We start from the raw sequence: 23,563 nt of genomic DNA on the forward strand, positions 1-23,563 counted from the left end.
TCCAATCGGTAGATGCTGGTTTGTAAATCCAGCCTTTGTTAGAAGCTTCCTCACTCCACACTTTTAAAAACACTTACTCCAGCAGCTCCGGTTGTTGACGCACAATCATGTCGTAGAGTGGTTGAAAACTAAACCATCCCATGTGGTGCGACCCCACTTGGCGATACGTCAAACGAGCCATATCCGAGTCAATCAGGACAGGCTTCCCAGCCGCCTCTGCCATTAGCTGTGCCTGACAGGAGCGATCCATTGTGATAAACCACCAGGCAGCTTCATCGACTGAGTGACCTACTGTGAGCAGCCCGTGGTTGCGGAGGATGAGAGCTTTTTTGCCGCCTAAAGTGTCAGCAATCCGCTTGCCCTCCTCTAGTTTGAGAACGACGCCCGTGTAGTCATCAAACAGCCCGTGGTCTTCGTAGAAGCTACAGGCATCTTGCGTGAGAGGATCAAGGAGGCGACCCAGACTTGACCAGCTTTTGCCGTAGGTTGAATGGGAATGTGCGGCTGCTACAACGTCGGGACGGGCGGCGTGGATGCGGGAGTGGATGGCAAAGGCTGCTTGATTGACAGGCTTATTCCCCTCAACGACCTCACCTTGCTCATTGACGAGAAGCAGGTCGCTGACGCGGATGAGACTGAAGTGCATCCCGAAGGGATTGACCCAAAAGCGATCGCGGTGTTCGGGATCGCGGGCGGTGATGTGTCCGGCGATGCCTTCACTAAAGCCGAAGCGAGCAAACAGGCGAAATGCAGCGGCTAGGCGTTGTTTGCGATGGAGGCGTTCATCTTCGATAGAAGCAAAGGTTGGCGGCTGGGGAATATTGATAGGAATGTTTAATGTCTGCATAGATTTAGCCTGTATAAATCGGTTGTTGCAAAGATGTTTAATTCGTGAGTGTATTGTATTTTGCCAGGAATTCACTAGAAGATCGTTAGCGATCGCTACCGATGAGCGGCGATTGAGCGCAGGAGTTTTTCAGGCGGATACAAGGCTTTCTCTAAAGCTGTTGCCCGAATTTTGAGTTCTAGAATTTATTTTTCCTTGGTGAGGAAGCCATTGCAATCTGAGCAATCGCTATAAAGTATTTATTTCTTTAGCTTTATTCCTAGCTAAACTGAAACTAATTGGAGAGAGGTTCTTGAATGCAGGAAGAATTTTATTGGTAATTCTTCTTTTATTTTAAACGTCTTTCTTTTAAAGTGCCATTATGGACTAATTCATAAATTTATATTTCGTCATAAGAAATAGAGCAAAAAAATTAATCTTTCTTAATTATTCATAAAGTAGCGATCGCTCATCTAACTCCTTTAATTGTTCGGCTCAAGAGAGCGATCGCGCTTCAGCCAACTAACTTTATTATTCATAGGATGGGTGGAGCAGAAGCAAAACCCATCAAACCTTTGCCAAGATTGGAGTCACTGATACTGCCGGCATTTGTGCTACGAAATGGTTACGCAAATGTGACAATGACTTCAGCCATTGGTATATTGATATTTCGTTCTCTACCAAAAGGTGTAACACGATAGAGGATGTATTTGTAATACTTTCACGAACAGCATCCAGAACTCAACGCAGCTTCCAAAATTACACAGTTAATTCAAGCATCCTAACTTAGTTCTGGAAGTAGCCTCAGCAGCAAGTTACAAACAGGAGAGGAGACGCTTGCGATTCTTTCCCGAAAAAGCTTTAATTATTCTCTGCTCATATAAAATAGTGAGGTTGTCGAAGAAACGAACGGCTACTTAGAGCAGCATCCCCCTATTTATAGGAATGGCTGTCGCCAGAGAAGCAAGACGCTAGCTCAAAATGCCAGCTTAGCAATATCACTCTGTTTGCTCAATGTTATGTACAACCAGAACCCAGCTTTTATCTCTTATGTTGCCAAACAAAACAATTTTCTAGAATTCCAAGCAATACTCTTATGCCAAGAAACTCATAACAGAACTTCGCTGAATTAAACTAAACTTCAAGTTATTTTCACCGCCAAGTATATTGTCATGAAAACCGAAACCAAATCTGCACAAACTCCCAAACTGATTACACTCAACTGCTCTGGTGGCATTTCATTGGGTGCTTATATGGCAGGAGTTTTTTATGAATTGACGAAAGAATCCGTCAAGGCTGAACCGAAAGTGATTATTGATATTATTACTGGATCTTCAGCAGGAGCAATGTCTGGTGTCATCGCCGCCTACTGCTTACTTCAAGGAAAGGTAGATCCACCTTTTAAATCCGATCAACGGCTCAAATTTTCGGAAGAAGAGCATAAAAGCCCTTTGTATCAAGCCTGGATTGAACAAGCCGATATTCAAAAAATCGATAGCTTTTCGGTAATGCTGTCTAGTTTTAAAGATGGATTTCAAGCGACGATAGAAAGTTTTGCTGATAGCTTTGAAGCAACCCTAGAGAAATATAAAAAGAGTTCTAATCCACTTAGAAAAGGTTTTTATAAGCTTTTTCATCATTCTAAAGCCTCTAAATCTACTCCCGAAGCAAAACGCGAAAAAACTAATTTGAGCGTTCTTTCTGGTGAAGCAATTGAGAAAATAGCCGAACTTGTGATAAAGCCTCCCCAGATCACAGAAAATACGAAACCTCTGGCGCTTTTAATGACCCTTACTAACTTGCAAGGGCTTCTTGAACAAATTAATCTTACCGACGCCCAAGGACATTTAGAACAAGAAATTGAAACGATTACCAGTTCAGAAACTCGTCAATTTCTGTTTCATTCAGGGATTCCTCAAGAAACAATGAATAAGATGTGGGGCAAGGCAGTAATGGGAGGTCGCGCTTCCGGCGCTTTCCCAGTTGCTTTTCCACCCATTTGGGATCATTCTGATATTAGTAGTATCAATCTTAAAGACCTCAGTGATGACTACTTTAAAACCCCCAAAAAACAGGAACTGAAGGAAGAAGGCCTAGGCGCTGTACGTGAAAGCAAGGCAGATGATACACATTTAGTATTTCTGTATACGGATGGAGGCATCCTAGATGGTCTACCTATTTTAAAAGGAATTGAACTAGAAAATGATTTGCGCTCCAATCAAATACATAAAAAGGAGCATTCAACTCAGTTTCAGCAGGAATTTACGGCACAACAGCCATCAATTAATACAGAACGATTGCACGTTTATATCCGTCCAGTTCCCGTAGAAAATTTGAATAGTGCAAAACGGCTAACTCAAGGGGAATTTTCGACATTAGAAGTTGGATTGAGTGGTTTAACTCTTCCCAAATCAGAACATGACTCGCTCCGCTTAAGAGAAATTCAAAAACGAAATCAATTAGCCTTAGCAAAGGAAAAATTAATAGAAGCAATTGAAGATAAAAATTTTGGAGATATCAGCCAGATTGAGAAAATTATCGAAGAAGCAATCCCTTATCGGCACATAAAGCTGCGTCCAATTACTCCAGCAATTATCGGCGAAATTGCTAATTCTAGAAGTAATGGAATAAGCAGGCTGCAACCCATCTACGATAATCTACCCAAAAATATTAAAGCTTCTCTGCAAGAAGGAAGCGCCGCAGAACTACTCGCATCAGATTTCCTGGGTGCATTTGGTGGTTTTTTTGACAAACGTTATCGAGATCATGATTTTCTATTGGGGCGAATTTGTGGAATTACTTGGTTATACCAATACTGCAATGTAGAAATTACAGAAGCAGAAGTAGATACGATAGTAAGACAAATCAATAAATATCTGCTAGCACAAGATCCGCAACCTGCGGATTTGAAACTTAGTCAAAAAATTAGGATTGCTAGAATAGTTTTACGCGCTTTGAGAATTGTATTAACTGAATCAAAAATTATTGGATTGATTTGGTTATTCGTTTTTGGAATCCTGAAAGTATTAGCGATTTCAGGGTTAGCAATTCTTGAAATTTTGGCAACTGTATTGATTGTGGTTTCTGACTTGATGGAAAAGGCACAAAACAGGATGTTTGGCAACGAAAAAGTATAAAAAAATGTGTCTGAATGCTGACATTGTTGGTGCTGACATCGAGCGATCGCAACTTCGTCTACCTCGTCGATACACACAAGCTGAAATGAAACCCTCCCCGCTAGCAGACAGAAAGCGGGATTGCCCTTATTTTCCTTGCGGACGGGGGAAGCGATCGCTTCCTATCCCTAAAATACACCCAAGAATAATCGCTCAGAAACAACCGAAAACTGGTAGCGTCAGACAAAGGAGAAGATTATTACAGGACGTTAAGGTTTGAAAACGCGCTCTAGTTACTGGCATCTACTGCCATACATCCGCCCTCAGTGGAAAACCATCGCGCAAGCTTTCGCTTGCACGTTAGGGGTTACAGTATTCTGGCCCGTCCAGGCGGCACTTGCAGGCAAAATCGCCAATTTCATTGGACAAGGCGATATGGCAGCACTTGCCCAGTTAGCAGGAGTGTTGGCAGTCGTTTTTCTCGTCCAGAAAATCCTGATGTATGGACAGGATTCGCTGATGGCGAAAGCCGCCCTTTTCGTTGCCTTTAACTTACGCAAGCAAGTTTATACTCACCTACATCGTCTCAACTTTGGCTACTTTGAAACTGCACAAACCGGCGATTTAACTTACCGTCTCACCGAAGATATTGACCGAGTTGGGGAAGTCGTGAATAAAGTTTTCCATGACTTTATTCCCTGCGTGTTGCAGCTAATCGTCGTACTGGGCTACATGATTTATCTCAACTGGCAGCTGACGCTGGCAACGTTTATCGTCGCACCGCTGATGGGCGTTTTAATTGGCTGGTTTGGCGAACAGATGCTGAAGTTTTCTCGCCGCAGCCAAAATCGCGTCTCTAATTTATCGGCGTTGCTGACAGAGGTGTTTAGCGGAATTCGTCTAGTACAAGCTTTCGCCGCCCAAGATTATGAAATTGCCCGTTTTGCCCAGGAAGCTGAAGAAAACCGGAAAGCGAAGTATGCAACTGAACGGCTAAAGGCGATTCAGAATCCTGTGGTTGGATTTTTGTACGCGATGAGCGTTTTACTGCTGTTTTTCCTCGGTGGCTGGCAAATTTCGATTAATAATCTGACTGGGGCAGAATTTGTTAGCTATATCGCAGCAGTGGCGTTACTGATTGACCCGATTGCCCATCTCACTAGCAATTACAACGAATTTAAACAGGGTCAGGCATCGGTCGATCGGATTTTTGAACTGATGGCGATTCAGCCAACCGTAGTGGAGAAGCCGGGTGCCGTTGACCTTCCGGCAGTCACGGGTAAGGTGGAATACTGTAACGTTACCTTTGCCTATCCTGCACTAAATTCCCCAAGTCCTACCTTCTCAGAGGATGACTTAGATAGGGTGCAACCTCTTTCTAAGTTGGGGCAAGGAGGAACTCCGGTGCTGCAAAATTTGAATTTGCTGGCACACTCCGGAGAAATGATTGCCTTAGTGGGTGCGTCGGGTGCGGGTAAAACGACTTTGGTGAATCTTCTTCCCCGCTTTTATGACACCCAAGCGGGTGAAATTTTGATTGACGGGATTAATATTCAGGATGTGACGCTGCGAAGTCTGCGGCGGCAAATTGGGATTGTACCGCAGGAAACGATTCTATTTTCTGGGACGATTGCTCAAAATATTGCTTTTGGACAAGCGCAGTTTGACCTCAAGGACGTGCAGGTGGCGGCAGAGATTGCCAACGCCCACCAGTTCATTACCCAATTTACCCAGGGTTATCATACCTGGGTGGGGGAGAGAGGGGTAAATTTATCGGGGGGGCAGAAGCAGAGAATTGCGATCGCGCGTGCTGTTTTGCTAAATCCTCGAATCCTCATCCTGGATGAAGCAACCTCTGCCCTGGATTCGGAATCAGAAGCCTTGGTGCAGGAAGCCTTAGAACGGATCATGAAAGACCGGACTGTTTTTATCATCGCCCACCGCCTTGCCACGGTGCGCCGCGCTGACCGAATTCTGGTTGTGGAACAGGGGCAGATTATGGAATCGGGAACCCATGAAGAATTGCTGCAAAAGGGCGATCGCTATGCCCGATTTTACGCACAACAGTTCAGTCAGGTCTAGGCTGATGATGAATGAGCGATTATCCATGCCCACTCCCATCTACAATTCCTCTAAATAACGCAGTAAGTCTGCCATTTCTTGGGTACTGGGCTGAAACTGGGGCATGGGCGGTGTATCCCCACTGATGACTTGGTGAATGATTCTTACGCGAGACTTGCGCTTAGAGATGGCTTCCAGACTTGGCCCCACTCGACCGTGTGCTTCCAATCCATGACATCCCGCACAGTTCATTTGAAAAATCGCGTGTCCCTTCACGGGGTCGCCCGTTAGGGTCAAAACTGTCTTCACATAGGGATCGGAGACGCGAAACAGGTTAACCCCAACAAGTGCTAAGAGGATGACCAGGAAAGCAGCCAATGCCATCAAGCTGAGGCGCTGCATCAGGATTTCAGGTTTAGGTAGCTGGTTATCCAAAGGTTTTTGAAAGTGAGATGTAAGGGCAGTTTTTGATCGGGGCGCAAGCGATCGCTATGCAATGAACGAGTATAGCGATATGTGTGGTTGTGTATCGATAAAGATTTCGATTCATATACATAGCTTAAATTTTCTAGAGAGTCGAGGCAAGCGTAGTTTTCTCCAGCCTGCTACTGGAATCGGAGATGCCTTGAAATTGTGTCGCTACAGGCTCACCCGTTCTTCCTCTCTAGCTTGTAGGATGAGAAACAGGCAAGAAACGTTAACAAAGGAGTACTGACGTGGTAGAACCCCTGCTTTCTGGTATCGTGCTTGGTTTGATTTTAGTCACCCTCGCGGGACTATTCTTCGCTGCCTATATGCAGAAAAAGCGCGACAACAAACTAGGAGTATAAAAGTGCTGTAGGGGCGCGGTTCTCCCGCCCTCCTGAGTCAGCTGAGTGAGGTGGGCACGGCCCACCTTTTTAAATGGTTGTAAACTTTCAGATGCTTGCTGGGCAATAGAAGGTAAGGGCAGTGTTGCCGTAAACCTTTTGGCGACAGATTTCCAGTGCGGGAACGGGTTCCACCGTCCAGTTGTTAGGACTGTGTTCCACTGCGAATTCACCGCCTTCAGCCAGTAGTTGATGCTGTGCGATCGCTTCCAGCACCGGCTGATATAATTCACTCGCATAGGGCGGGTCAAAGTATATCCGGTCGAACTGCTGACCGCCAAGGGTTTTCAATCGTTGAACGACATCCCCCCGCAATACCTGAAATTTTTGGTCTTCTTGAGCGACTTGCTGCCAGTTTTCCTGGATAATGGCGCAGGCGCGACTCCACTGTTCAATTCCGACGACGTAGCTGGCACCCCGACACAATGCCTCAGCGCCCATCGAACCACTACCAGCACACAAATCCAGCCAGCGACAACCGCTGATACTGCCCTGCCAAATGTTAAATACTGCTTCCCGCACTCGCCCTAGTGTGGGTCGGGTTTCTTGACCTGGCAAGGTTTTGAGTAAGCGATTGCCGTAGATTCTGAGGCTCATAATTAGGTTAGACGTGCCGCTACGCTAACGCAACTTTACTATGCGGCAACTTCGGTTCGTACCTGGGCGACAAAGTTGGATAATATTTGCAGTCCGCTGGTAGAAGATTTTTCCGGGTGGAACTGCACAGCCATCAAGTTATCACGCGCGATCGCAGCCGTCACCGTTTGACTTCCGTGGGTGATAGTGGCGGCGCGGATTTGAGGATCGACGGGATCGACGTAGTAAGAATGGACAAAATAAACCCAAGGCTGAGACGGTAACTGCCGCCAGATTGGGGCATCCGGTTGGGCGATTTCTAGTTGATTCCAACCCATGTGGGGAATCGTCAAGTTAGGTTCAGGTCGAAATCGTCGCACCACACCGGGGATAATGCCTAAACCGGGTTCTTTGCCTTCTTCGCTGGAATCGAATAGAATTTGCAATCCCAGACAGATCCCTAAGAAAGGTTTGCCGGATGCGATCGCTTCTTTGATGGGTTCTACTAGGTGGCGCGATCGCAAGTGTTGCACTGCCGGATCGAAAGATCCCACACCAGGCAGGACTACAGCATCCGCCCGTGCAATGTCTGCCGGTGAATCCGTAATTTTAGGGGTTGCACCCGCTTTTTCCAATCCTTTACAGGCAGAGTGCAGATTTCCCATGTCGTAGTCGATGACTGCAATGACTGACATTAATATGCGCCTTTGCTGACTTTTGTTGTTTGTGTTAGGTGTCTAGTTCCCTTCTTTTAACTTTACATTCTTTTGTTAAAAATTTCAAAAATATCTCTTTTCACCGTTCGGCAATTCATACTGAATGAATATTTCTTTACCTTCAGGCAGTTGTAATTCCGATATTTTGAAAGTTTTTGAGTTTTTGTCATCTTCCTCAAAGTATCCCCGATTAATTTGAATGGGATTATATACTTCTACATCCCTTGTCCCAAATCTATCTTCGGAAGAATCTAAAACTATCTTTATTTTATCATTTTCAACGATTATGTATTCTGTGACAGGATCTCCTTCTTGGGTGATACAGATTTTTTTTGCCCCAAGGTTACCTTTTTTTAACCTGAATACCCAGCTCAGCAAAGACTTGGTTGAATTGTTTTCATCAAAATTAGTTAATTCTTCTCTAGATGGGCACTCGATTGCTTTCAGCAATTTGTCTTTCTTTAGCCGCTCAAGTAAAGCCTTTTCTTCTTTTGTAATCTTTTCTTGATTCAGATTGACAGTCTGCGTCTGGGCAGCCTTTTCTAAATTACAGCCTGATGCCAGAAGCACCACTCCTAAAACAAGAAGTAATCGTCGCACTTTCTACCTCAACCTCATTTCAACATTTGTTACATTTGCGTCTATTAGAGGAAAGACGCATCTCTCTAAACATTTGTTGCTGTCAGGCAGGTAAGTGGTTAGATTAAGCTAATCTACGCATCACACAAAGCTACTTATGAATCGAAAAATTCTGCTAACGTCTTTTACTACCTGGCTTCCCCATCAAAACTCTAATGCTTCCGACGATCTATTACTGGAAGTTGGCAACCTAGACTCTTTATCGCTATCATTGAGTTTTTTAAGACAGCTACCCGTTGATGTTGCTCAAGCAAGCGATCGCGTTTTTGCCAAAATTAACGAATTACAGCCGGATGCCATTATCTGCTGCGGTATGGCAGAGTCTCGCACTCAATTGAGCGTAGAATCCTGTGCGGCTTGTGGAACCACACTGCTAAAAACATCGGTAAATCTAGAAAAACTATTAACAGGCTTAGTCGCAACTGAAATCAGCCATGATGCCGGTAAATTTGTCTGCGAAGGGCTGTATTACTCAGTATTAGACTACTTGCAAGAACGCAAAATTAACAGCCGCTGTATCTTCGTTCACGTCCCAATCCTAACTCCGGAAAACTCTTCGGGAATCATGGCAGATTTTTTATGTATTCTGAAGAACCTGGCACTTTCTTAAAGTCCTTGATGTCTTAGCACCCATCCGGAAAATCTTTGGTTAGCATCCTCAGCGAACGTCCAAAGACGACTCAGTAAAGTTGTGGCTTCACGGACGAAGTCCGCCTACACTGAACTAACAGTGAATTTAGCTTGCGGAGGCAGGCTTTGTTTGTGTCGTCCCATTTAGTCTGAGGGCACACTTCTTAAAAAGTCTAGTCAAACGATTTTTCCGGATAAGGTCGTTATCGTTTTTAAATATTAATCTTCCCATGTTGCCATTCTTGCCCCTTTTACCGCTTGCTCAAACACCACCGCCGCCACCCAAACCAGCCCCTCAAGAGATTGTGCGACCCCAGCCAGTTATGCCTTTACCCGGACAACTGGATAAAGTGCCGATGTTTAACAGTAACAGCCCAGAATGGGTGAAAAGTGAAGGGATTTTACTTTCTACTTTTCCCCCAAATGGTAAAAAGGTGCCAGCGGCTCATCTTAATTTCCCTTTCCAGGGAAGATTTGATTTATTTGCCCACCACTTTAGCCACACTCCCAAAGATTTGCAGACGCTTTATCTGGGCGTAATCTTGCATAATCCGGCTACAAAACCCGTCAAAGTGGAAGTATTGCAAGCGGCAAGTCAGCTAATGCAGAATGCGCCCTATATCAAACTGCCGACTTATGTCGAAAATCCCAACGGAGACGTATATTCCGGTCATGGCGATCGCGCAGTCAACGATGTCATGCGAGGCAAGCGACAAGCTGATTTTCCCGCCCAGATGGTGATACCGCCGGGACAAAGCCGTTTGTTGATGAATCATCCGATTCCGGTGCGGAATCTAGAAAAGCCCATTAATGGTCGGTCTACGCTAATGAGGTTGCAGAGTAATGGCAAGGTTTATGCAGCCAGTTTAGCCATGTATGCCAAGAAAAATGCAGATGGCAGCGAACGGAAACCAACCCAAGCAGAATGGCAGACTTTACTCGATACAGGCACTTTAGCCGGACCCAGAGATAAAGCCCCCTCTCCTCCAGGGCAAACCAGCGGGCAATTTATTTACAGTCGCGTGGCAGGAGTCTCTGAAGGTTCTGCCTGGAAAGGGCAACTGGTGGATAAACCCAATGCCCAAAATCTCACCATCCCCCAACCCGGTAACGCTATCTCCTATCCCATCAGTTCCCTCAAGTTAGGCACCCTCGGTACAAGTCAAGTGCAAACTGCAAAGATGCTGGTGCGCTATCCGGATACCGCTTACGAAGCACATGGGAACTACGGAGTTGAATACAACCTCAGCGTGCCCTTAATCAACTCCACGAAACAACCCCAAACTGTCACCCTGACGCTAGAAACGCCTTTGAAGGAAGACAAGCTAGCAAAAGGAGGATTGCGTTTCCAGCAACCCCCGCATTTTCCAATTTTTCGCGGTACCGTACGGTTGCGCTACAAGGATGACCAAGGGAAACCCCTGACGCGCTACGTGCATTTGTGGCACCAAACGGGTCAGGTAATAGAACCACTGCTAACGCTAAAAATGCCACCGGCAAGTCGCCGCCAGGTGCAAGTCGATTTGATATACCCACCAGATGCGACGCCGCCGCAAGTCCTGACTGTACGAACTTTAGAAAATACCTCAGCGAATGTAAGTGACAAGTCATTAGTGGAATTGATGCGTGTCCTGTATGGAATTCGGTTTGTACTTTAGTTAAAAAATTTCCTGATGTATTGGCTGCGGGGTTTGCCTCGCTTCCCCATTTCCAAGCGTAGGGACACGGCAATGCCGTGCCCTTACTTTAGACAGACGAGAAAACTAGGTAAAAATTGTTAAGTTATGTAACATCCTCTAATTTAGGCACTTTTGACAAATGCCTAAATTAGTGCTTACTGTCTCAAAAAATTGAAGGTCAATTCAGTGAAAAGCAAATTCATCGAAAAGCAAGTTAATTTTGATAACTGTTGTATTTCCTACTATGAAGGAGGAATTGCCTCAAATTTAGATCCGATACTTTTTATACACGGATGGGGAGTATTAGTTGAACCTTATCAAGAAAGCTTAGATATTTTATCTGAGCGTTATCAGGTAATCGCGCCGGTTTTACCAGGTTTAGGGAACTCAACCGCACCTGAAACAATTCAAAATTCTAATGACTATGCAAAGATTATCGGTAATTTTGTAAAAAAGTTAAATTTAAAGAAAGTTCATGTAGTTGGACATTCACTAGGAGGCGCAATTGCCATAGCATTGGCAGCTTTGATGCCGTCGATTGTCCGCAGCCTCATCGTCGTAGACAGTACAGGGATTCCTCTGGGTTCTATACCGGAAGTTGCATTGAAAAGGGCAATTGAAATGCCTGCACAATCTTGGCAAATGAAGCTTCAGCCTGTTAGTGCTATTTTTAAAAACTTGTTTTATAACAGCTTATTTAACCTGGAAAACACAATAAAGATGGGATTTATCGCGTTACAAGAAGATATCAGACCAATTTTACCAAACGTTGAATCCCCCTGTTTAATTTTGTGGGGAGAGAACGATGTTCTAACTCCGGTAAAATTTGCCCAAGAGTTATCACAAGGAATCAAAGGTTCTAAATTAAAAGTAGTAGCGGAAGGATACCACGAATGGAACCTGTTTTTTCCAGATAAATTTACAACGATTACTTTTGAATTTCTTGCAGAAATTGAGGAAATGTTATTGACAAGGGCATAATTTTCTCTGGGCTTTCGTATACCCTTCGGGAAGGCTTACGCCTACGGGCGACGATTTCTGGTTCCAATCGCTGATTTAGCGACTGCGAAAGCCCCTCCTTCCTGCGTGAATTGCCTCAGTTAGAAGAATAGGGGTGCGATCGCATCCTACAGCGGAGAAAATGGTGAGTGCTAACCGTGAGACTCCGAAATCGCTTCATGTTGACTTTTTTGCCGCTTTTTCTTCTCGCGCAAACAAATCCAATCCCGACACCTGCACCCCCGCCACCACTTGAGGTCGTGCAACCGCAGGAAGTCCGCCCTTTACCGGGCAAACTGGATGACGTGCCAGTTTTTAATAGCAACAGCCCGGAATTAGTCCAGACAGAGGGAATTTTACTTTCAACCTTTCCCCCCAGCAAAAAAAGCACCTCGGCGGCTCATTTAAATTTTCCCTTCCAAGGGCGTTTTGATGTGTTTGCCCATCATATTGCTAAGCCACCGACGCCGGAAGACTTACGGACTCTCTACTTGGGAATCATCGTCCATAATCCCGGTAAGCAACCCGTCACGGTGGATATCTTGCAAGCCGCCAGTTATCTCAGTCAACCAGATGCGCCATTTATGCCAATGGCGTCCTACATTGAGAATCCCTTGGGTACAGTGTATGCTGGCCCTGGCGATCGCGTCAGTAATGATATTTTGCGAGAACAGCGTCAAGCTGATTTTCCCCCTCAGTTGACAATTCCGCCGGGGGAAAGCCGGATGTTGATGAATCATCCGATTCCTGTAAAGACGCTAACGCCGCCACTGAATGGTCGCTCAACATTAATGCGGTTGCGGAGCAATGCCAAAGTCTATATGGCGAGTTTAGCGATGTATGCGCGTCAAAATCCCAATAAGAGCGAACGTACACCGACGCTGGAAGAATGGCAGAGACTGCTGAATTCTGGTAATTTAGCACAGCCGCGCGATCGCGTTCCGACCCCTCCGGAAGCAAATAAGGGGCAATTGATCTACGGTCGTGTTGCGGGTGTCGCACAAGGTTCTCAGTGGAAAGCCAGACTGGTAGAAAGACCGGGTGCAGTGAACCTGAGCATTCCCCAACCAGGAAAAGCGTTTTCCTATAGCCTCAGCACCGTTCCTCGCGGCACTCTCGGCACCGAACGAGTGCAAAGTGCCCCCATGTTGGTGCGCTACCCAGATACCGCTTATATGGCTCACGGCAACTATGGAGTGCAATACAGCCTCACCTTGCCGTTGATGAACGATACAAACGACAGACAGACTGTAACCTTGGCAATACAGACACCGATCAAACAGGATCGCTTGCAAGGAGGACTGCGTTTTCTAGAACCACCGCCTCAGCAAGTTTTTTTCCGGGGTACCGTTCAAATCCAATACACTGATGACCAAGGCTTACCGCAAATTCGTTACGTGCATTTAGTTCAACGGCGCGGTCAGCAAGGCGAACCTTTGATAACCTTGAAGATGCTACCGGGCGATCGCCGACTGGTAAAAGTCGATTTTATTTATCCCCCAGACGCCACGCCGCCGCAAGTTTTAACGGTTAGAACCTTGGAAAAGACTTCCTGAAACCTTGTAACTTAGCCTTTTATCTGCGGGATAATCCCTGACCGCGATTGACATAGGTCTGGACGTTCCGCAGAGCTTGGCTAGCATAATAATCGCCCGGACGCTGCTTCAATGCCCTTTGGAAATTAATCAGCGCGGTGTGATAATCGCCTTTCTTGGAAGCCTCGTAGCCAACTCTCATGTATTTGTCATAGTTTGTTGCTGCTGGGGCACTTGCTGGCGGGGGATCTTGCCCTTTTAAATAGTCTGTAATATTCCAATAAGCGAGTGTGGCATAACGGTCAGTTGGGCGTTCGGCAAGTGCTGACCGGAAGTAAGACAAAGCGGCAGGATAATCCTTTCTTTGCGTTGCTGCATACCCCAATCTCATGTACTGGTCATAAGCATATTCCGCACCATAAGTCGGGGTTCCATCGGGAGCCTTCGTCGGTGTGGGAACCACAGTCTGTGTGGGTTGAGGAACAGCGACGGTTGTTGTCTGAGCTTGGGTTCGTTGGGCGGGGACAACGAAAGCGATCGCTAGGAAAGCCGGTAATATTTTTATCCAATTTGTTAGTTTCATATTGTTTCTCTTTTTTGTTTTTCCCCTCTTTCCTACAGAGGTATATATTCATAGAATGCCACCTATTTTTTCTAGCTACCTCTGCCACAAGTCAGGGAAAAACTCGAACTAGGGACACTCCTCTCGATAGAAATTTTGCATTTGTTCGCTGCATTTATAAGCAATCCACGCAAACTTTGTTTAAGTCCCGTTCGCTCAAACATAGAGTTAACGGTTAGCGCAAACCACTCTATAGCAATCCATTTAAGTCATGAGATTCTACCAGTTCATATTCCCGCCTTCTTTGTGATGTCGGGAATCTCAGCTTTACAAATTCTTGAAGACGATTATATTTACAATCAACGAGTAATTCTTCGGAATCAAACTAACTTTTTTATAAAGACTTGATGAAGATTAAGTAAAGATACGTAAAAAAAGAGTCATTTTAAAAAAGCAGTATTTATAATGTTGGTGAAATTGCTGAAAAAGTAAAAAATAAATAGCTGCAAGCAAAAATAAGTTAACGCTTGACTAAAAGTTAAGCGTTATTCTTGCAGCCAAAAAAATTTTAAGTTTTGCAAAATTAGATAATCCTGAGCGAGAATCCTATGAATGTGGTGAGAAGCATCGGTCGGTTGCTGGTAGTTTTTCCTTTGGTAGGAGCGATTAATACCCAAGCAGCACACGGGCAATCCATTATTCCAGCAACTGATGGCACTGGCACCAATGTTGTCCTTGAGGGCGATCGCTTCGACATTAGCGGCGGACAGCAATCTGGAGCGAATCTTTTCCACAGCTTTGAGAAATTCGGACTGAACTCAAGCCAGATTGCCAACTTTCTCTCCCAACCAGGAATTGAAAACATCCTGGGGCGCGTTGTTGGTGGAGACGCCTCCATTATTAATGGACTGATTCAGGTAACAGGCGGGAATTCTAACCTCTTCTTGATGAATCCCGCAGGCATTATCTTCGGCGCAGGAGCCAGCCTCAACGTGCCTGCTTCCTTTACAGCGACAACAGCAACCGGAATTGGGATCGGCTCAAATTGGTTCAATGCAGCAGGTTCTAACAACTACGCCGCACTGACAGGAAACCCCAACGCTTTTGCTTTCGCCACCAGTCAGCCAGGAGCGATTATCAACGCTGGCAACCTCAGCTTACAGCCGGGACAAAACTTCTTAACTTTGTTGGGCGGTACCGTTATCAATACCGGGCAGCTCTCGGCACCAGGGGGTAACATTACCGTAGCTGCCATCCCTGGCGAAAGTGTCGTCCGCATCACTCAGCAAGGACTGCTGCTAGGTTTGGATATTCAACCCTTGGCAACGGCAGACACTCAACCTGAAAACTGGACATTGCCGATTCCCACATTACCCCAACTGCTGACTGGTGGAAGTGGGGGCAATGCTACCGGAGTGGCAGTTAAAAACGGACAGGTAGTATTAACTGGCTCAGGCATCCAGATAAATGGTGAAACGGGCACTACTATTGTCTCTGGTACTCTCGATGCGGCAAATAAAGCACCCGGTGCAGCTGGAGGCACTGTGGAAGTGCTGGGTAACAAAGTTGCCTTAGTTGAACAAGCTCAAATTGATGTCTCTGGAGATGGAAAGGGAGGCACTGCCTTAATTGGCGGCGACTATCAGGGTAAGGGTGAAGTACCGAACGCCACGCAGACGTATGTAGGTAAGGACGCAACGATTAAAGCTGACACCATTAACAATGGCAATGGTGGGAGAGCAATCGTTTGGGCAGATGAGAAAACCAGTTTTTCTGGGAGTATCAGCGCCCGTGGTGGCAAGAATTTCGGTAACGGTGGATTTGTCGAGGTGTCAGGGAAGAACAGCCTTACTTTTGAGGGCACGGTTGATCTGAGTGCCGTTCAAGGTAGTTTTGGCACTTTAGAAATAGATCCAAAAAACATCAAGATTGTCAATGGTACTGGAGACAATGACGGTGAATTAAATGACGGAAAAATCTTCAAGGATGATGGAAATCCTGACGCCACATTTACGATTTCTGTAGAAAAACTGGAATCTATCTCTAAGACCGTAGCGAATATTCTTTTAGAGGCGACGAATGATATTACTATCGAAGACCTAAGTGATAACAGTCTGGATCTCGCTACTAGTTCAGACTCGACAGTCACCTTCAAGGCGAATGCTGATGGTATCGATGGTGGTTCCTTTTTTATGAATTCAGGAGATACTATTCAGACTCAAGGAGGAAATTTAAAGATTGAAGCCGTAAACATTACAACCGGAGCAATTAATACTTCATCTTTAAAAGAAAATGGTGGTTCTGTAACTTTTCTTGCGTCAGGAAACATTAAAGTTGCCGGAAACATCAATACATACGGCGATTCTGTAAGTTTGTCTGCTATAGGAAACATCACATCAGAAGACATTTCTACTGGTAATGGCGAAGAGTTTGTTCCTAGCGGATATGGTGACAGTGCTGTAGTTTTGTCTTCAACGGCAGGCAATATTGTGGTCGGTAGCATTGATGCGGGGGCTGGTGGTATTGACATTACAGCTTTTGGTATTTTCCAAGCTAAGAATTCTTTTAATCCTTCTCCATCGGGTTTAGAGATAAAAATCAAACCTGAAAACGATCCAGAATTACTGGGGTTTCTTCAAAGCAAAAATATTGAATTTGATTCAAAAAAAGGAATTACAGTAGTTACAAAAGATATTTCATCTAGTTTGCATGCTAGACCGAGTAGCAACAAAACTAATGAAGAAATTAATGCCCCGATTAGTATTCGTTATGGAGGTGCAACCACAACAATTGTATCAAAACAGTTTGATATTTATACTCCCGGAAGTTCAACACCTAGTGGCAAAGGTAGCATTTTAATCCAAGGTGGAAACGGAATTTTTATTGTTGGGTCTGAAATCAAGAAAGGCGACGAAGCCTTTAAACCAGTTGAACCAGACCTTCCTTATGATAAAACTTTTGATGCTAATTTTGATTTCAAAGAAGACTTTGCATTGCTTAAAAACGAAATTTACACGCCGCTTGATTTTGGTTCAAATAAGTTTCCCAATAATGTTAGCGGTACGGTGGGAGCTATCACCGTAGGAGCTGGAAGTAACAGTTCCTTTTATGGGTCTATTCAAAATATCCCTTTTCCTCCAAGCGTCCAAAACCCCAACCCTACTACAAATCCTAACCCTAACCCTAACCCTAACCCTAACCCTAACCCTAACCCTAACCCTAATCCGAATACGGACACTGGTATTAAACCGAATACGGGGAGTGGCAACAACACAAATATTGGTACTAATATCGTTGCCAACACAAATACTGGCACCAACACTAATACGAATACTAGCAATGGCACCAGCACGAATAGTAACAGCGATACTACTACTGATGGATCTGACAATCTCACAACAGATATACAACTCATTGCGCTGAGAAATGACGCTTCTAACTCGCGCTCATCGGATTCGAGCGATCGCATCCTTGTCTTCGATAACAGCCTCAAAAGCAGCTCAGATGCACCTCATGCGAACCGGGTGACGCGCAATAGCGATGGAACGCTGAAATTGTCAACGGCTGAAGCATCTGCTGTGTGCGCTGCACAACTGCAAGATCCGCGACGGCGAAACCTGCAACTACGAGATCCGCGTTGCTTGCAAGAAAAACCCACCGCATCAGTCGCATCAGCGCAAGATAGCCGTAAAGTGGCAGCAGATCGACTATTACAGCAAGGCTTTGAACAGTATCAGCCGAATCGGGTTGCACCTGCTGTCCAGTCTTGGCAACAGGCATTAAAAATCTACCAGGAACTCAAAGATGTTCCAGGGGAAGTCGCTGCCAGAGGTGTTCTGGGTGCGGCTTCTTTGGTTCAGGAAAACTATAAGGATGCGATCGCGCTCTTAGAGCCATTCTTGACGATGGAAGCAGGGAATGGCAATTCCACTGGGAAAGCGCAAGCACTTTCAAATCTGGGAATTGCTTACAAAGCCGTGGGCAACTATGCAAGCGCGATCGCATCCCATCAGCAAGCATTGACAATTATGCAGGAAACCAAAGACCGTCAGGGAGAGGGTCAGGTTTCAGTCAATTTAGGCAATACTTACGAAGCTTTGGGTGAATATGACAAAGCAATTCAGTCTTATCAACAAAGTTTAACGATTGCGCGAGAAATTAAAGATCCCTCAGCCGAAGGGAGAGCATTAGGAAATTTGGGAGCAATTAACGCTAATTTGGGCAAGTCTAAGGAAGCCGTTCAGTCTTACGAACAGAGTTTAGCGATCGCGCGACAAATTAGTGACAAGGAAGGACAAGGAAGCACCCTAGCCAATCTCGGATCTGCTTATCATGTTCAGGGCGAATTTACTAAGGCTCTCGATTATTATCAGCAGAGTTTAGCGATCGCAAAAGAAATTAGCAATCGCGAGTTACAGCACAAGGCACTCGGAAATTTAGGAATTGCTTATGAGGATTTAGGCGATTATCCCAAAGCGATTGAACATCACCAGAAAAGTTTAGAGATTGCGCGATCGCTGGGGGACAAACGAGGAGAAGGCGCAGCTCTCAATAACCTGGGACATACGCTATTTGCATCTGGCAAACTCCCAGAAGCTGAGAAAAACCTCCGCGATGCCGTTGAGGTTATGGAATCTCTGCGACCAGGATTAAACGATATCCATAATGTCTCAGTTTTTGATACGCAAGTTCTAACTTACAACCTATTGCAACAAATCCTGATTGCCCAGAACAAAGAAGATTCGGCTCTGGAAATTTCCGAACGGGGACGTGCTCGTGCGTTTGTAGAGCTACTGCAACAACGATTATCTCCTGAAGCTTCGGCACGTCAAACTACTTTAAACCCTCCGACAATCGCCCAAATTAAAAAAATTGCCAAAGAACAAAATGCCACGCTAGTTGAATATTCAATTGTCCCAGAAGAAGAATTCAAAGTTCAAGGTAAACTCAGAGGTCAGGCATCAGAACTCTTTATTTGGGTCGTTCAACCTACAGGTAAAGTGGCGTTTCGTCGAGTTGACTTGAAACCGCTACGTCAGCAAAATAATTCCTTTGAAGAATTGCTAGCTAACAGTCGTATTTTATACGGTCCCAATATTCACAAAGGAGAATCCGCTAGAGCGCAACTTCATCAAGTGTTGATTGAGCCAATTGCTGATTTTCTGCCGAAAGACGCAAATTCCCACGTAATATTTATCCCGCAAGGTGGGCTATTTTTGTTGCCTTTCCCGGCGCTCAAAGCTCCGAATGGCAAATACTTAATCGAGCAACACACAATTTTAACCGCTCCAGCAATTGAGGTGCTAGACCTCACTCAGCAACAACAGCAACGTGTGGAAGGGTTGTATAGAACATCGCTAGATAGTAAGAACGTCCTAGTGGTGGGCAATCCGACCATGCCCACGATGCCTACTACTAAAGCTGGACAAACGCCTCAGCCACTAGCACCGTTACCGGGTGCCGAACGGGAAGCGCTGACGATTGCTAAACTCTTGAACACTCAAGCGATCGTTGGTGACAAAGCAACCAAAGTTGAGATTGTGCAACAGATGCCCCAGGCGCGGGTAATTCATCTAGCGACGCACGGCTTACTGGATGATATTCAAGAATTAGGCATTCCTGGCGCGATCGCTCTGGCTCCATCCAAGAACGATAATGGATTCCTCACTGCTGGAGAAATCTTTGACCTGAAGCTAAATGCTGAACTTGTAGTGTTGAGTGCTTGTCACACGGGACGCGGCAAAATTACTGGCGATGGTGTCATCGGTTTGTCGCGATCGCTCATTTCATCGGGAGTACCCAGCGCGATCGTATCCCTGTGGGCGGTTCCTGACGAGCCGACGACCCTTCTCATGACAGAGTTTTACCGAACTGTGCAAAAAAACCCGAATAAAGCCCAGGCATTGCGCTTCGCAATGCTAGCGACGATGAAACAACATCCAGAGCCACTCAACTGGGCAGCTTTTACCCTCATTGGGGAAGCACAGTAATCACTCGCCTTTTTACTTGCGTTAGGGATGCGCGATCGCGGCGCTCTCTTCGCAGGGATTTAGGAGATATCTGCGTAAGCCCTGACAATATTACCGACTGACCGATCGTAAGGGCAAGGCGAAACTTTGCATTACCTTTACGTAACTTGTGCTGTCTTCATCAACTTCATACGAAAAATTACTGAGCTGAGGACTAATCTTTGTAAAGAACCAATTAGTCTACCTCAGCCACAACTATGGGTGTTTCTAGACTTATCAAGTTTTGGCAATCGACCATACTTCTTCCTGAATTGATTTTTTCCTCAGTAATTAAGCGGCAAAAGTCTTGCTGTGAATTTACTGAAGTCCAAAAAAACCTGAAAGCCAGCTCCCGAATTGTGATTCAGCCACAAGGGGTTCTAAATCGCTGTAATGGCGCTTTCTTACAGCAATGGATTGTGAACAACGTCGTACTGGATGCCCCAGCTCTATGCGTGCTTGATATGACCCATATCAATGGGGTGGATAGTTCGGGGCTATTTTCTTTAATAGCAGGACTCAAAGCTGCCCGCAAACAGCAGTGCCATATTGTAATTTGCAACTTGCAATCTCCAGTTAAAACACTTTTTGAAGTGGCTCAGCTTGAGGAAATGTTTGATATTGAGGAAAGTTATGAAGCTGCCCTTGAAAAACTGGCTTGACAACTTCATCAAGAGTGCCAGCAGCCGAACGATTGCAGGCTATAAGGGCACTCTAGCCTGAGCTGCGCGGCTAGAAATTTTATCTAAATTCAGCGTTAGGAAGTCAATGCTTGGCTTTCAGCCCTCCGGAAATCAAGCGACACTGATAGGATCGAGATGGATGAATATCGTCTTATCAATCTCGCCATGACTTTGGGCAATCTACGCGACCTTTATCAACAGGTCATTTTAGAACACTACAAGAAGCCACGGCACAAGGGTCAAACCAATCCCGTGCATCGGTCTCAGAGAGGGCACAATCCTTCTTGTGGCGATACCATTGAGCTGACATTGCAGATGAATGCAGCAGGCGACGTCATAGAAGATGTGAAATTTGAAGGAGAAGGCTGCGCGATCGCAATGGCTTCTGCTGACTTGATGGCGGATGCTTTGCGGGGAAAGAAAGTAGATGTAGCCTTGGAAATGGTAGAACGCTTCCAAAACATGATGAAAGGGGAAGCCGAGTTCCCCAAAGAGCAACGCAAGCTGAACGTGATGCAAGGCGTTTCTCAGTTTCCAGTTCGGATCAAATGTGCTAACCTCACCTGGCATACTTTAAAAGCTGCCTTAGAATCACCCAATGGCAATCAGCCAAATGGGTTCGTCAGTAATGAAAAGGAAGACGCTTAAGTTGCCATGTTAACGACTACTTTTTTTCTAGAACTAGCCAAATGGTCGGCGGTTCTTACCATCGCCAGTGCAGTTGTAACCGTGCTGGGGTTTATTTTCCAATGGGGTATTCGGTTTAGGCTGGTGGGTAGCACTGGATTTATGGGTGTGCTAACAGCCGGTTTATTTTCTTTGAGTTTGGTACCGCTTACCCATACAGCAGTTCCAGGTTCGGTGCGTTATAAGTTGGTTTATGACACCGGCGGGGCGCAAACGGTGGTTTCTGTACCGCCGACGATTTCCAACGCCCAATTAGATGCAACGATGCGTCAAGCTGCCAGCGACTTGTACTCTTATGGTCGTTTAGGTCGGGCAAAAGACAATTTACTGACCATTCGGGTACGTACCGTTATTCATCCCTCCCCTGGCGTTTCTAAACCGCTTTACTTGGGTGAGGTGAAGCGATCGCTAGCCATCCGGGATGATGAACAGCTTAACATCCAAGTCTTCCCAGAAAACCTGGCACAATTGCCAAAGTCTACCGCGTAATTACGGATCTTTCTCTATTTTCCCTACATTGGGTCTTTCAGAGTCAAAGCGAGGCGGAGCCTAGAAACGAGTGCCTAGAAACGAGTGTTAAATAGGCTGCTGCCTCCCTCAATTACTAAAGTAAAGTTATTAGAGAAATTTGTTATAAATTCTTTCATAAGCAGTATTGAGCAATTCCCTTCTTTAAACTAAAATGGTTGATTCTATGCCCAATCAATCCTTACCAGAGTTGTCTACTCAAACCGCTCCTTCGTTATTTTCGCTGATGGTGGCTCCCGGTCGGGTGCTGCGCGGTCAGAGGGCGCTGGAACAAGCGGGAGACGCGATCGCGACTTTTGGGCGGCGTCCCTTGGTTGTCGGGGGCGATCGCACGCTGTCCGTCACGCTACCGCGATTGCAGCTTGCCCTAAAACAGCAAAAGACAGACATTGCCCAGGCATCTTACAGTCCAGATTGCAGTACGCGATCGCTTGAATCTCTGCGGAAAGCTGTCACCGACCATCAAGCCGACGTAATTATTGGCATCGGCGGTGGCAAAGCATTAGACACCGCAAAACTACTGGCTCATCAATGCCAGTTGCCAGTCGTCACAATTCCCACCTCAGGGGCGACCTGCGCTGCTTGGACAGCCCTTTCTAACGTCTATTCCGACGAAGGGGCATTTCTCTATGATGTCAGCCTCGATCGGTGCCCGGATTTGCTAGTGCTGGATTACGAGTTAATCCAGACTGCACCGCAACGCACCTTAATTGCCGGGATTGGCGACGCCTTGGCGAAGTGGTACGAAGCTTCTGTCAGCAGCGGTCACTCCGACCAAACTTTGATGATCGCCGCCGTGCAACAAGCGCGAGTGCTACGGGATATTCTCTTCCAAAAAGCCGCAGCAGCGCTGAAAGAACCGGGCAGTGAAGTTTGGCGAGAAGTCGTAGATGCCTCAGTTTTACTTGCCGGGGTCATTGGTGGTTTAGGTGGTGCCCAGTGCCGTACCGTCGCCGCCCACGCCGTCCATAATGGTTTGACCCATATCCCCGCTGCCCACGGTGCCATACATGGTGAGAAAGTCGCCTATGGCATTCTCGTCCAGTTGCGGTTAGAAGAAATGCTGCAAAGCAACCAACTCGCAGCAAGCGCAAGGCAACAGTTATTGAAGTTTTACGCCGAAATTGGACTGCCTCAAACTTTGGATGATTTGGGTTTGGGAAATATTACACTGGGAGAATTTCGGCAAGCCGCTGAAATTGCCTGTGCCCCTAACTCGGATATCCACCGGCTACCCTTCCGGGTGGTGCCCGAACAGCTGATGGCGGCAATGGTGTCCACAACCGCACCCGTTGAGGTAGGGCGTCCAAATCTAGGGCTGACCTCAGCGGCGAATCATAATGATGTTTGAATTTCAAAAATTGCAGGTTTAAACGCATTGAAGGTTGAAGAATCTCAAAAGTTGAAAGTTTTAATCAACCTGCCAATCTCCAACCTGCAATCCTGCCT

The 23,563-nt window shown here is 45.9% G+C and carries 18 protein-coding genes; 12 read left to right on the forward strand and 6 right to left on the reverse strand.

Annotated elements, in window-relative coordinates; all coding sequences use genetic code 11:
* Positions 1-73: 73 nt before the first annotated feature.
* Positions 74-847 carry a class II aldolase/adducin family protein gene (locus NDI34_RS16060; protein ID WP_348233152.1) on the reverse strand — a complete coding sequence of 258 codons (774 nt, stop codon included), beginning with the start codon at positions 845-847 and terminating at the stop codon, positions 74-76.
* A 1,151-nt stretch (positions 848-1,998) separates the two neighbouring features.
* Between NDI34_RS16060 and NDI34_RS16065 the strand changes: the two genes are divergently transcribed.
* Positions 1,999-3,963, forward strand: coding sequence for a patatin-like phospholipase family protein (locus NDI34_RS16065; protein ID WP_348233153.1), 1,965 nt, complete (start codon positions 1,999-2,001; stop codon positions 3,961-3,963).
* A 255-nt stretch (positions 3,964-4,218) separates the two neighbouring features.
* A complete protein-coding gene (locus NDI34_RS16070) occupies positions 4,219-6,024 on the forward strand; it encodes an ABC transporter ATP-binding protein (protein ID WP_190536403.1) in 1,806 nt (601 codons plus the stop codon).
* A 39-nt stretch (positions 6,025-6,063) separates the two neighbouring features.
* On the opposite strand, the gene NDI34_RS16075 is transcribed toward NDI34_RS16070, so the two are convergent.
* The gene (locus tag NDI34_RS16075; protein ID WP_190524588.1) at positions 6,064-6,438 is read right to left on the reverse strand and encodes a cytochrome c; all 375 of its coding nucleotides are present in this window, start codon (positions 6,436-6,438) and stop codon (positions 6,064-6,066) included.
* A 281-nt stretch (positions 6,439-6,719) separates the two neighbouring features.
* Between NDI34_RS16075 and petG the strand changes: the two genes are divergently transcribed.
* Entirely contained in the window at positions 6,720-6,833 is a 114-nt protein-coding gene (gene petG / locus NDI34_RS16080) for a cytochrome b6-f complex subunit V (RefSeq protein WP_190411146.1), read from the forward strand.
* A gap of 87 nt (positions 6,834-6,920) precedes the next feature.
* Here the strand turns inward: petG and rsmD are convergent, their stop codons facing one another.
* From rsmD to NDI34_RS16095, 3 genes are all read right to left on the reverse strand, one after another.
* Positions 6,921-7,469 (reverse strand): 16S rRNA (guanine(966)-N(2))-methyltransferase RsmD, encoded by a 549-nt coding sequence (gene rsmD / locus NDI34_RS16085; protein ID WP_190682232.1) that lies wholly within the window; start codon positions 7,467-7,469, stop codon positions 6,921-6,923.
* 38 nt (positions 7,470-7,507) lie between these two features.
* Complete coding sequence (hisH, locus tag NDI34_RS16090; protein ID WP_348233154.1) at positions 7,508-8,143, reverse strand: imidazole glycerol phosphate synthase subunit HisH; 636 nt, start codon at positions 8,141-8,143, stop codon at positions 7,508-7,510.
* Positions 8,144-8,227: 84 nt separating this feature from the next.
* Positions 8,228-8,764 carry a hypothetical protein gene (locus NDI34_RS16095; protein ID WP_348233155.1) on the reverse strand — a complete coding sequence of 179 codons (537 nt, stop codon included), beginning with the start codon at positions 8,762-8,764 and terminating at the stop codon, positions 8,228-8,230.
* 136 nt (positions 8,765-8,900) lie between these two features.
* Between NDI34_RS16095 and NDI34_RS16100 the strand changes: the two genes are divergently transcribed.
* The 4 genes from NDI34_RS16100 to NDI34_RS16115 all read left to right on the forward strand — a co-directional run bounded on the left by NDI34_RS16100 (position 8,901) and on the right by NDI34_RS16115 (position 13,667).
* On the forward strand, positions 8,901-9,413 hold the full coding sequence (locus tag NDI34_RS16100) for a peptidase C15 (protein ID WP_348233156.1): 513 nt from the start codon (positions 8,901-8,903) through the stop codon (positions 9,411-9,413).
* A 250-nt stretch (positions 9,414-9,663) separates the two neighbouring features.
* Positions 9,664-11,091: a DUF3370 domain-containing protein gene (locus NDI34_RS16105; RefSeq protein WP_348233157.1), complete on the forward strand. Its 1,428-nt coding sequence runs from the start codon at positions 9,664-9,666 to the stop codon at positions 11,089-11,091.
* A 207-nt stretch (positions 11,092-11,298) separates the two neighbouring features.
* The gene (locus NDI34_RS16110; RefSeq protein ID WP_348233158.1) at positions 11,299-12,093 is read left to right on the forward strand and encodes an alpha/beta hydrolase; all 795 of its coding nucleotides are present in this window, start codon (positions 11,299-11,301) and stop codon (positions 12,091-12,093) included.
* A 197-nt stretch (positions 12,094-12,290) separates the two neighbouring features.
* Positions 12,291-13,667 (forward strand): DUF3370 domain-containing protein, encoded by a 1,377-nt coding sequence (locus tag NDI34_RS16115; RefSeq protein ID WP_348233159.1) that lies wholly within the window; start codon positions 12,291-12,293, stop codon positions 13,665-13,667.
* A 19-nt stretch (positions 13,668-13,686) separates the two neighbouring features.
* Here the strand turns inward: NDI34_RS16115 and NDI34_RS16120 are convergent, their stop codons facing one another.
* A complete protein-coding gene (locus NDI34_RS16120; protein ID WP_190429082.1) occupies positions 13,687-14,229 on the reverse strand; it encodes a hypothetical protein in 543 nt (180 codons plus the stop codon).
* A gap of 587 nt (positions 14,230-14,816) precedes the next feature.
* On the opposite strand from NDI34_RS16120, the gene NDI34_RS16125 reads away from it, so the two are divergent.
* The 5 genes from NDI34_RS16125 to NDI34_RS16145 all read left to right on the forward strand — a co-directional run bounded on the left by NDI34_RS16125 (position 14,817) and on the right by NDI34_RS16145 (position 23,465).
* A complete protein-coding gene (locus NDI34_RS16125) occupies positions 14,817-20,198 on the forward strand; it encodes a CHAT domain-containing protein (RefSeq protein WP_348233160.1) in 5,382 nt (1,793 codons plus the stop codon).
* Between the two features lie 377 nt (positions 20,199-20,575).
* Positions 20,576-20,878 carry an STAS domain-containing protein gene (locus NDI34_RS16130; RefSeq protein ID WP_348233161.1) on the forward strand — a complete coding sequence of 101 codons (303 nt, stop codon included), beginning with the start codon at positions 20,576-20,578 and terminating at the stop codon, positions 20,876-20,878.
* A 186-nt stretch (positions 20,879-21,064) separates the two neighbouring features.
* Entirely contained in the window at positions 21,065-21,547 is a 483-nt protein-coding gene (gene sufU / locus NDI34_RS16135; RefSeq protein WP_190426735.1) for a Fe-S cluster assembly sulfur transfer protein SufU, read from the forward strand.
* Positions 21,548-21,553: 6 nt separating this feature from the next.
* Entirely contained in the window at positions 21,554-22,075 is a 522-nt protein-coding gene (locus tag NDI34_RS16140; protein ID WP_190426725.1) for a Ycf51 family protein, read from the forward strand.
* 205 nt (positions 22,076-22,280) lie between these two features.
* A complete protein-coding gene (locus NDI34_RS16145) occupies positions 22,281-23,465 on the forward strand; it encodes an iron-containing alcohol dehydrogenase family protein (RefSeq protein ID WP_348233166.1) in 1,185 nt (394 codons plus the stop codon).
* Positions 23,466-23,563: the final 98 nt, after the last annotated feature.

It is taken from the genome of Trichocoleus sp. DQ-U1 (assembly GCF_039961925.1).
Classification (GTDB): domain Bacteria; phylum Cyanobacteriota; class Cyanobacteriia; order Cyanobacteriales; family FACHB-T130; genus FACHB-T130.

Coding starts and splice junctions, on each gene's coding strand:
- NDI34_RS16105 (WP_348233157.1), top strand. CDS start 9,664: ATGTTGCCATTCTTGCCCCTTTTACCGCTTGCTCAAACACCACCGCCG.
- NDI34_RS16120 (WP_190429082.1), bottom strand. CDS start 14,229: ATGAAACTAACAAATTGGATAAAAATATTACCGGCTTTCCTAGCGATC.
- hisH (WP_348233154.1), bottom strand. CDS start 8,143: ATGTCAGTCATTGCAGTCATCGACTACGACATGGGAAATCTGCACTCT.
- NDI34_RS16115 (WP_348233159.1), top strand. CDS start 12,291: ATGTTGACTTTTTTGCCGCTTTTTCTTCTCGCGCAAACAAATCCAATC.
- NDI34_RS16140 (WP_190426725.1), top strand. CDS start 21,554: ATGTTAACGACTACTTTTTTTCTAGAACTAGCCAAATGGTCGGCGGTT.
- rsmD (WP_190682232.1), bottom strand. CDS start 7,469: ATGAGCCTCAGAATCTACGGCAATCGCTTACTCAAAACCTTGCCAGGT.
- NDI34_RS16100 (WP_348233156.1), top strand. CDS start 8,901: ATGAATCGAAAAATTCTGCTAACGTCTTTTACTACCTGGCTTCCCCAT.
- NDI34_RS16125 (WP_348233160.1), top strand. CDS start 14,817: ATGAATGTGGTGAGAAGCATCGGTCGGTTGCTGGTAGTTTTTCCTTTG.
- NDI34_RS16145 (WP_348233166.1), top strand. CDS start 22,281: ATGCCCAATCAATCCTTACCAGAGTTGTCTACTCAAACCGCTCCTTCG.
- sufU (WP_190426735.1), top strand. CDS start 21,065: ATGACTTTGGGCAATCTACGCGACCTTTATCAACAGGTCATTTTAGAA.
- NDI34_RS16065 (WP_348233153.1), top strand. CDS start 1,999: ATGAAAACCGAAACCAAATCTGCACAAACTCCCAAACTGATTACACTC.
- NDI34_RS16060 (WP_348233152.1), bottom strand. CDS start 847: ATGCAGACATTAAACATTCCTATCAATATTCCCCAGCCGCCAACCTTT.